9 protein-coding genes are annotated in these 9,374 nt (G+C 35.2%); 4 read left to right on the top strand and 5 right to left on the bottom strand.

The window, feature by feature from the left end:
* On the top strand, positions 1-266 hold a 266-nt coding region (locus EGI22_RS08745; RefSeq protein ID WP_255067812.1), incomplete at its 5' end, for a hypothetical protein.
* Between the two features lie 150 nt (positions 267-416).
* Here EGI22_RS08745 and moeB read toward each other — a convergent pair.
* From moeB to EGI22_RS08720, 5 genes are all read right to left on the bottom strand, one after another.
* Positions 417-1,469 (bottom strand): molybdopterin-synthase adenylyltransferase MoeB, encoded by a 1,053-nt coding sequence (gene moeB, locus EGI22_RS08740; protein ID WP_255067811.1) that lies wholly within the window; start codon positions 1,467-1,469, stop codon positions 417-419.
* Between the two features lie 103 nt (positions 1,470-1,572).
* The gene (locus EGI22_RS08735; protein WP_255067810.1) at positions 1,573-4,047 is read right to left on the bottom strand and encodes a ribonucleoside-diphosphate reductase subunit alpha; all 2,475 of its coding nucleotides are present in this window, start codon (positions 4,045-4,047) and stop codon (positions 1,573-1,575) included.
* Positions 4,048-4,400: 353 nt separating this feature from the next.
* A complete protein-coding gene (locus tag EGI22_RS08730) occupies positions 4,401-5,075 on the bottom strand; it encodes a thiamine diphosphokinase (RefSeq protein WP_255067809.1) in 675 nt (224 codons plus the stop codon).
* A gap of 41 nt (positions 5,076-5,116) precedes the next feature.
* The gene (locus EGI22_RS08725; protein WP_255067808.1) at positions 5,117-5,533 is read right to left on the bottom strand and encodes a DUF5606 domain-containing protein; all 417 of its coding nucleotides are present in this window, start codon (positions 5,531-5,533) and stop codon (positions 5,117-5,119) included.
* An 86-nt stretch (positions 5,534-5,619) separates the two neighbouring features.
* On the bottom strand, positions 5,620-6,327 hold the full coding sequence (locus EGI22_RS08720) for an SDR family oxidoreductase (RefSeq protein ID WP_255067807.1): 708 nt from the start codon (positions 6,325-6,327) through the stop codon (positions 5,620-5,622).
* Between the two features lie 115 nt (positions 6,328-6,442).
* On the opposite strand from EGI22_RS08720, the gene EGI22_RS08715 reads away from it, so the two are divergent.
* Genes EGI22_RS08715 through EGI22_RS08705 form a run of 3 tightly spaced genes read left to right on the top strand, consistent with a single transcriptional unit; the run spans position 6,443 to position 9,353 of the window.
* Positions 6,443-7,174 (top strand): ABC transporter permease, encoded by a 732-nt coding sequence (locus tag EGI22_RS08715; protein WP_255067806.1) that lies wholly within the window; start codon positions 6,443-6,445, stop codon positions 7,172-7,174.
* Entirely contained in the window at positions 7,171-7,929 is a 759-nt protein-coding gene (locus tag EGI22_RS08710; protein WP_255067805.1) for an ABC transporter ATP-binding protein, read from the top strand. The genes EGI22_RS08715 and EGI22_RS08710 overlap by 4 nt, the downstream gene beginning before the upstream one ends.
* A gap of 14 nt (positions 7,930-7,943) precedes the next feature.
* Entirely contained in the window at positions 7,944-9,353 is a 1,410-nt protein-coding gene (locus EGI22_RS08705; RefSeq protein WP_255067804.1) for a hypothetical protein, read from the top strand.
* The last annotated feature ends 21 nt before the right edge of the window (positions 9,354-9,374 follow it).

Raw genomic sequence — 9,374 nt, 5'->3', positions numbered from 1 at the left:
AACGAATAGAGGGCCATATTTGCCTTTGTTACATAGCCTTCGCCATTCAAAACTTCGTGCTACAAAAAATAAATCGTGACAAAAATGTGATTACAGAAAAATTGCTAAGAGAAGCATTAGACAAAATGCAAGTAAGTCTGATAGATAACAATGGGAAAAAATCTTACTTGAGATCGATGCCATCAGAAAACGAAAAACTCATCCTAAATAAAATGGGTCTAAAACCAATCTTACCAATCCAAACACAAGAAAAGTTTAAAATCTAAAAATCCACCAAAATAATGGTTTGTAGAGAGCCGATTGGACAATACTGTGCCTTATTATCAATTACTTAACTCAAAATGGTGTCAAACTCAAGGGAAAAGGGAAATATTGATAAGATTAGTGCTGTGATAATTCTTCAGTCTTTTTTGAGTTCAAATAAATTCTTTTAAGCTACAATCTAAATAGTAAACTTCAAGCAGAGGATTTTTAGCTTTGATTTTGTTTGCAAGTGTTTTGCTTCTAATACCGCTGCTACAATACAACACTATTTTCTCGTTTTCTCTGATATTTTCAATTTCGAATTCATCTTGCGGAATGTTTTCTCCTCCTATATTAAATTCTTCGTGTTCGTAGTTTTCTCTGATATCTATCAAAGTAAAGTTGTCTAGTTCAAGAAACTCATTTTTAGAAATGGCCAAAGGATTTTTTATTTCTGAAGCACAGAATGCTTCATAATCAATTAATTTTTCCACTTTGGGCCGGCTTAGATCTTTTTTGATTTTCATTTTTCGAAAAATCATTTCTGAAAAATGAACCAGGAGAATTTCATCTACCAAAGGTTTACCGATACCGCTTATGATTTTTATGGCTTCTAATGCTTGCAAACTTCCTATTACGCCTGCCACAGGTCCAAGTACTCCGCCAGTGGCACAGTTTGGGGCGTTTTCAGGACTTGGAGGTGAATTAAACAAATCTCGATAGGTACTTGATCCATTTAAATTAAATACTGCCACCTGGCCTTCCATTTGGTGGATGGCAGCATAGACAAATGGCTTGTTGAGAATTTCGCAGGCATCATTTACCAAATATCTTGTTGGGAAATTGTCTGAGCCATCAACTATCAAATCAAATTTAGAAAAAATTTCTAAGGCGTTGTCGCTATTTAGACCTTGAGGATATAATTCAGTTTTAATGTGTGGGTTTAAATCTTTGATTTTTTGGTCTGCAACATCTATTTTTTTTTTGCCTATGTCTTTGGTGTCGAATATTACTTGTCTATGTAAATTAGACTCTGCAACAGTATCAAATTCTACCAAACCTATGGTTCCAACTCCAGCTGCCGCCAAATAGGTCAAAACTGGCCCACCTAGGCCTCCGCATCCAATTATAAGAACAGATGCTTTGTTTAGCTTTTTTTGACCCTCTATGCCCATTTCTGAGAGGATTACTTGTCGAGCGTATCTGGTGTTATATTCAAGAGACATTCAAACTGTTTTTTTGTAAAAATATGGAATAAATTGAATAAAATAAAAAACCGCCCGAAGGCGGTATTTATTTTTAGAATAGCAAATTAGTAAGTCGGAATCCTTAAGAGCCGCACATCTCGCAACCTTCTGGGTTGTCAAGTGAACATTGCATTGCTGCATATTTTAGTTCTTCTTCGCTTAATTGGAAGCTTGCGGCTGCTTCTTTTGCTTTTGCTTCATTTTCTTTAGCGTAAGCTTCATAGTTGAGGGGTTTTTCTTCAAACTTCTCAGTTACTGGCGTAGTTTCTGCTATGGCTTGTCTATCTACTGTAAACTTAACGGCATCAACTGCGGCCTTAGTACGTAAGTAGTACATGCCGGTTTTCAGTCCAGCTTTCCATGAATAGAAATGCATAGAAGTTAATTTAGCAAAATTAGGATCCATCATAAAGATATTCAAAGACTGACTTTGGCAAATAAATGCACCACGGTCAGCAGACATATCTATTAAGGTTTTTTGTTTTATTTCCCAAGCTGTTTTGTAAAGGTCTTTTAAATGATCTGGGATTTCTGAAATGTTTTGAACAGAACCATTGGCTGCAATCAGCTTATTTTTCATTGAATCATTCCAAAGACCAATTTTTACTAAGTCTCTCAAAAGGTGTTTGTTTACTACTACAAACTCACCTGAAAGAACTCTTCTTGTATAAATGTTAGAAGTGTAAGGCTCAAAACATTCGTTGTTTCCAAGAATCTGGCTTGTAGAAGCTGTTGGCATTGGAGCTAATAACAATGAGTTTCTTACACCATTTTTTATCACTTTGGCTCTCAAATCTTCCCAATCCCAAAGGCCTGAATCTGGCGTTACGCCCCACATATCAAACTGGAATTCGCCTCTCGAAATTGGTGAACCTTCCCAAGTTTCATATTTTCCTTCTTCTATGGCAAGCTCCATAGAAGACTCCATAGCAGCATAATAGATAGTTTCAAAGATATCTTTATTTAACTGTTGAGCAGGTTGACTATCAAAAGGCATACGCATCAAGATAAACGCATCAGCCAAACCTTGAATACCTATTCCGATTGGTCTATGACGTTTGTTGCTTTTCTCTGCTTCTGGAACAGGATAGTAGTTAACGTCTATGATTTTGTTTAGGTTACGCGTAATAACCTTTGTGATTTCATAAAGTTTTTTGAAATCAAACGCTACTTGGTTTGTGTCAATGTTGTTGACAAACTTAGGCAAAGCAATTGAAGCCAAATTACAAACAGCTACTTCATCAGGAGCAGTATATTCTATGATTTCAGTACAAAGGTTCGAAGATTTGATTGTACCAAGATTCTTCTGGTTCGACTTTTTGTTGGCTGAATCTTTGAATAGAATATATGGCGTACCAGTTTCTACTTGTGATTCTAAAATTTCGAACCAAAGTTCTTGAGCAGATACTTTCCTTCTGGCTTTTCCTTCTGATTCATATTTGTCATAAAGTCTTTCAAATTCTTCTCCATAACAATCTGACATACCTGGACATTCGTGAGGGCAGAATAAAGACCAATCTTCGTTTGCCTCAACTTTTTTCATGAACAAGTCTGGAATCCAAAGAGCGAAGAAAAGGTCACGGGCTCTTAGTTCTTCTTTTCCGTGGTTTCTTTTCAAATCCAAGAAATCGAAAATATCTGCATGCCATGGCTCAAGATAAATTGCAAACGATCCTTTTCTTTTACCACCACCCTGATCTACATATCGTGCGGTGTCATTGAATACTCTCAACATCGGTATAATACCGTTTGAGGTACCATTGGTGCCTTTGATATAGCTTCCCGTTGCACGGATGTTGTGAATAGAAAGTCCGATACCACCAGCAGATTGGGATATTTTTGCAGTTTGCTTTAATGTATCGTAAATACCATCAATACTATCGTCTTTCATTGTTAAAAGAAAACATGACGATAATTGCGGCTTAGGTGTACCTGCGTTAAAAAGCGTAGGCGTAGCATGTGTAAACCATCTTTCAGATAAAAGATTGTAGGTTTCGATGGCTTTTTCGATGTTTTCGCCATGAATACCAACAGAAACTCTCATCAACATGTGCTGAGGACGCTCAACGATTTTTCCGTTAAGTTTCATCAAATATGATTTCTCTAGTGTTTTGTACCCAAAATAATCATATCCAAAGTCTCTATCATAGATTATTGAAGAATCTAGTAACGCTGCATTAGCTTGAATCACCTTCCAAGTTTCTTTTGAAACCAAAGATGCATTTTCTGCAGTTTTAGGATCAACATACTGATAAAGCATTTTCATTGTACCTGAAAAAGACTTCAAAGTATTTTTATGTAGGTTTGAGATTGCTATCCTTGCCGCCAGTGTTGCATAGTCTGGGTGTTTGGTGGTCATAGAAGCTGAAGTTTCAGCAGCTAAATTATCTAATTCTGAAGTTGTAACTCCGTCATAGATTCCTGAAACTACTTTCATTGCAACTTCAACTGGCTGAATAAAAATGGGATCTAGTCCATAGCAGAGTCTCTCAATACGAGCGGTGACCTTGTCAAATTTAACTGATTCGCGTCGTCCATCTCTCTTAATTACGTACATGTCTATTCTAGGAGTAAAAAGGTGTAAAATAAATTCTTTTAAATCTTGGGTTCTCGATAACGAACATCAAAAGTAGATAAAAAATAAAATAAAAAAAAGACAAATTTTTTTTGGATTAACAGAATATTAAAATTCTTCCGAGAGGCTAATTTTAATTGTACCTTATAATCAATTATTTGCAAAAAAGGCATCACGAAAAAATACCAAAATAAAAGTTTTCCACAGGAGTTTTAGAAATTTATTATTGGTTTACAAGGTCAAAAATTCAATAAAATATTAATTATTTTAAGATAAAAAAGTGTAATCTAAAAAACATTTATCCGCTAACTTATCCACACTTAATGTGTTCATTATTAATCTGTACATTCCATTATCAACAAATCACCACTTTGATAGGAAATCTTTATAATTCCATCAGTTGCTACCTCGTTGCTATTTCCGTTTCTATAACCTAAAATGAGGGATTCATTGTTCAGAGGGTATTTTAAATTTTCAGTACTTATGCCATCTGTTTTTCCAAGCGGCATTAGCGATATTGGGGTACCAGATTTGTACCATTTTGTATAAATATTAGGGAAGGGCAATATTGGAAAAATACAAGAATGGTCGTCTATAATTTTGAGCTTAATGAGGGGTAAATACTTAGGTAAAATGGCAATATTTGCCATGGTGTGATCTGCTCTTTTACCAGTTGCCCAGAGTATATTAGCAGCAGGGAAATTCCGCTCAATCAGAAAATCAATGGCCTTTTCGAGATCTGTTTTGTCTTGATCTGGGGCATGAATTATTTCAATTGGAAACTGACTTTTTAGGATCTCCTCTTGATTAAAATCAATTCTATCAAAATCGCCGAATAATACATCTATTTTAATTCCTAAATCTATGACTCTATTTATGGCTCCATCTAGAACAATGACAAAAGGACTCCATTCAAGTAGTTGACCCATAAGTTCTTGACTACAGGCTTCTCCGTTAGCAATAATAAGTGCCGGCTCTTGTTTTTCCTTTACGATATGATGTGATGACATATTAAAAAAAAGACCCAAATTTTTGTTTGGGTCAGGTTTTATTATTCTGCTGCTTTTGTTTCAAATAATTCTGGGAGATTAGCGGAGAGAATATTAAACCAATTGATGATTTTCTTTACATCTGTGGCATAAACTCGCTCTTTATCATAATCTGGCATAACTTTTTCAAAAAACGCAAAAATCTCTTTGTTCTGAGCATTTTTTACGTCAATGTCTACTTTCTCTCCAAATTTTTCTTTGATTGACATAAAGATTTCACCCAAAGGAGTGGCTTTATTTATATCTTCTGTATAAACTGAAATTTCTTTTAAAACAGATACTTTAGCATTAGCATTAATCATTTCTCTTTTTTTGAGACTATCTAATGATTCAACGATAACACCCGCTCTGCCTGGTTTAACTATCCTATAAAGGCCTGGTTTTCCTGAGATATTTGCTACTTCTTGTAATAATTCCATATATATTTTTCTATGTGATTTTTAAAAACGCTGCAATTTAAACAAAATTACGCTTGAGACTGTAATCTTATGTTTTGTGAAATTAATTAAATGTCCCCTTTTATGGGTCTTAGTACAATTTCTTCTACTACTGCAGAATTGGATAGATTATAACTAGCCCAAATAATATCTGCGATGTCTTCAGCTTTCATAAAACGCTCTTCTGGCAAGTCTACGCCAGCCCAACTATCAGTAAACGTAGCACCGGGCATAACAGAGGTAACTTTTACACTACTTAACTTAAGCTCGTCTCTAAGGCTTTTACTAAATCCAAGCAAAGCAAACTTTGATATAGAATATGAGCCACTTTGTGGATAAGCCAAAAGGCTAGCTATAGAGCAAATATTAAAAACGTGAGAGGAGTTTTCTGCTTTTTTCATTTCTGGCACCAAAATTCTCGATAAATAGTAGGCACTGTAAACATTGGTATTGATTAAAGTTTCTAGGACACCATCTTCTTCTTCCAATAATTGCCCTGGAATAAAAGCACCCGCATTGTTTACCAATACTTTGATGTTTTGGTTTAAGCTTAGAATAAATTTACCAAAATTTTCAACTTCAGATTTCACAGACATATCCGCTGCAAAAATGTGGATTTCAGATGTAAACTTATTTTCTAAGTCTATTTTTAATAAATTTAAGTGCTGAATATCTCTTGAACAAACGGCAATATCAAATCCCTCTGACGCAAATTTTTCTACTATGGCTTTACCTATTCCTTTGCTTCCTCCACTAATGACCGCTAAATTTTTCATAATTTTTATTTTCCTCAAAATTAACAGAAAGAAGACTTAAAATAAAATTCAGCATTTATTTAGGGTTAATTTAATCGTGCGTTCATTACCTTTGTATACTAAAACAGTATCCTTAATGTTAAATCTTTTAGGCAAATTCTTCATTTTTCTAATCGAACTATTCACCAGACGTGAGGCTGCCAAAGTATATTGGTATAGGTTTTTGGATGAATGTATAACTATTGGAATAGACTCAGTGTTAATTATTGCTATAGTAGCATTGTTTATTGGGGCTGTGACTTGTGTTCAGATTTTCGCCAATTTGGTGAGCCCGATGATTCCTTTATACATTGTGAGTAATATCGTAAGGGATATGACTCTCCTAGAATTGTCGTCTACGTTTATGTGTGTGGTTTTGGCTGGAAAGGTTGGATCCAACATAGCCGGTGAGCTAGGCACAATGAGAATCACAGAGCAAATCGACGCATTAGAAGTGATGGGAATAAATTCGGCTTCGTATTTGGTACTTCCAAAACTTTTGGCTGCCGTAGTTACTTTTCCAATCCTAGCTATCTTTTCTGGATTTTTAGGAATTTTCGGTGGATATTTGGCAGGTACTTTAACCGGAATTATTACCCCTGAGCAGTATATTTATGGAATACGGTTTTCGTTTATTCCTTATAACTTTATTATTCCAATCGTAAAATCTATGGTTTTCGGGTTTTTGATAGCTACTATTTCGGCTTATAAAGGTTATCATACTAGAGGGGGAGCACTAGAAGTTGGAAAAGCTTCTACCGCTGCGGTGACCAATAGTTGTATTGCCATTTTGATTGCCGATTACCTTTTAGCAGAGTTGTTGACATGATAGAAATAAAAAACATTAGTAAAGCTTTTAATGGGAAAGTTGTTTTAGATAATATTTCTGGGCAATTTAAAAAAGGGCAAACGAGTTTGGTGATAGGTTCAAGCGGTACAGGTAAGAGTGTTTTGCTAAAATGTATGCTTGATTTGCTTCAACCTGAAACTGGAGACGTATATTTTGACGGAAGAGAGTTTTTGCATATTTCCGAAAACGAACGTAAAGACCTCAGACGAGAAATGGGGGTTTTGTTTCAAGGAGGGGCTTTGTTTGATTCTAAGACCGTTCATCGAAACGTTCAGTTTCCTTTGGATATGTTGACAACTATGACAGAAGCCGAAAAAAAAGATCAGGTGGAGTTTTGTTTGCATAAAGTTGGACTTGATGGCACAGGAAAACTTATGCCATCCGAAATATCAGGGGGGATGAAAAAAAGAGTTGGGATTGCAAGAGCAATTGTAATGAACCCTAAATATCTTTTTTGCGATGAGCCTAATAGCGGTCTTGACCCTTTGACATCAATAAAAATAGATGAGCTTATAAAGGAAATTACTGACGAATATCAAATAACTACTGTAGTAATTACCCACGATATGAACTCGGTCCTTTCGATAGGCGATAATATAATGTTTTTGTACAAAGGCAAGAAGATATGGGAAGGAGACAGCACTTCTATTATGAAGTCTAGTTTAAAAGAGCTGGATGAATTTGTATTTTCTAATCATGCTTTGAAAAAACTACGTGGAGAATATAATAAATAAAGACATGTATAATTATGCCTTATTTTAAATCTTCAAAAAAAAAGCTAAAATTCTATTTCTTACTACTTTTTTTAGTTTCCAATCAAGTAAGTTTTTGTCAAGAGAACTTGATTTCCAATGATTTATTAAAAGGTCAAATTGACTCTGCTTTGAATTTTATGCAAAGCAGCCAAATAAAAGAGACAATACCTGAAAAACAATACGCTGGTGAGTGGCCTGTAGATATGCATTTGACGAGTGCTTATTTTTTTATTGGCAAAAAACAAAAAGCTCAAGACTCCAATTGTTTTACGGTTTCGGCCATTCATAATGCCCTAGCTGAGGTGTATTTATTGGACTCTTCTCGAAAGGAATTGTTGCCGATTTTGAAAGCTGCCCATGACGATATTGCCGAGTATGACGATAGTAATCTTTACAATTTCTGGAAAAAACTGCCTCCCACTAGGCGTTTGAAATATTTTAATGAGCCTAAACCACAACCTTTGGTTCATCGCCCTACCAATTTTCATCTAAGAATCAAGTTTATCCATAATGCCGCGAACGTACCAGAAGATGCTGACGATACTTCTTTGGGAAACCTAGCAGCATATTATAGTAACAGACTTTTTGACACGAAAAACTCTTTAGCTTCATACAAAAGATTCGATGAGTATTTGGACTTAAATCGAAAAAACAGGAATTGGTTTAATGTACTTTTTCATGCCGATGCCAATTCGGGAGCTTACATGACGTGGTTGCATCCTGAATACGAATATAATCGCTGGAATGTAGCTAAGACTGCATTCAACACGCTACTCATTTTCGTGCCTGGCAGTACTGCTCGCCCTGAAGCCTATGAGCCTTGGGTTCCATTTGGAGCGAATGATGTCGACGTAGTTGTGAACGCTAATGTTTTGACCTATTTAGCTAAAACTCATCAGTTAGAGAAAAGTATAGGATATAAAAACTCTGCTGAATTGATAGAAAAAAGGTTGAAAAAGAGAGCTTGGGCTAACAATTCGGTTTATTATCCCAATCAATTTCATATTCACTTTACAGTTGCTAAAGCCTACGCAAGTGGTGCTGAATTGTTGAAAAACTCAGCAGAAATAGTTTTAAAAGACATTTTAGAAAAACAGAATGAAGATGGGAGTTTTCAAAGCTATAGTTTTATTAATCATTTTGATAAAGTCCAAACTACAGTGAATGCTTTATCGGCCATGGTAGATTGTAAAAAGAAAGGTTTGGAGGTCTCTGATGATGTAATGAAGAAAGCTATTAAATTTATTTTATCTCAAAAGATAACCTCAGGAAATGAAATACACTGGGAAGCAGGCGTGTATTTTTCAGGCGGTACACTTTTACGGAATACTTTGTTTTGGAAATCAGAAGCCTATACTACCGTTGCTATTATTAATTGTTTTCAGCGATATTTGAGTTTGTAGAAGGGGGTAAGTTTAAGTTCA

Source organism: Lacihabitans sp. LS3-19, from assembly GCF_024343575.1.
Taxonomy (GTDB): domain Bacteria; phylum Bacteroidota; class Bacteroidia; order Cytophagales; family Spirosomataceae; genus Leadbetterella.
This window is presented reverse-complemented; position numbering and strand designations above follow the sequence as displayed.

What these genes read in the sequence shown, in the direction of transcription:
- moeB (WP_255067811.1), bottom strand. Translation starts at nt 1,469, where the DNA reads ATGTCTCTTGAATATAACACCAGATACGCTCGACAAGTAATCCTCTCA.
- EGI22_RS08735 (WP_255067810.1), bottom strand. Translation starts at nt 4,047, where the DNA reads ATGTACGTAATTAAGAGAGATGGACGACGCGAATCAGTTAAATTTGAC.
- EGI22_RS08730 (WP_255067809.1), bottom strand. Translation starts at nt 5,075, where the DNA reads ATGTCATCACATCATATCGTAAAGGAAAAACAAGAGCCGGCACTTATT.
- EGI22_RS08725 (WP_255067808.1), bottom strand. Translation starts at nt 5,533, where the DNA reads ATGGAATTATTACAAGAAGTAGCAAATATCTCAGGAAAACCAGGCCTT.
- EGI22_RS08720 (WP_255067807.1), bottom strand. Translation starts at nt 6,327, where the DNA reads ATGAAAAATTTAGCGGTCATTAGTGGAGGAAGCAAAGGAATAGGTAAA.
- EGI22_RS08715 (WP_255067806.1), top strand. Translation starts at nt 6,443, where the DNA reads ATGTTAAATCTTTTAGGCAAATTCTTCATTTTTCTAATCGAACTATTC.
- EGI22_RS08710 (WP_255067805.1), top strand. Translation starts at nt 7,171, where the DNA reads ATGATAGAAATAAAAAACATTAGTAAAGCTTTTAATGGGAAAGTTGTT.
- EGI22_RS08705 (WP_255067804.1), top strand. Translation starts at nt 7,944, where the DNA reads ATGCCTTATTTTAAATCTTCAAAAAAAAAGCTAAAATTCTATTTCTTA.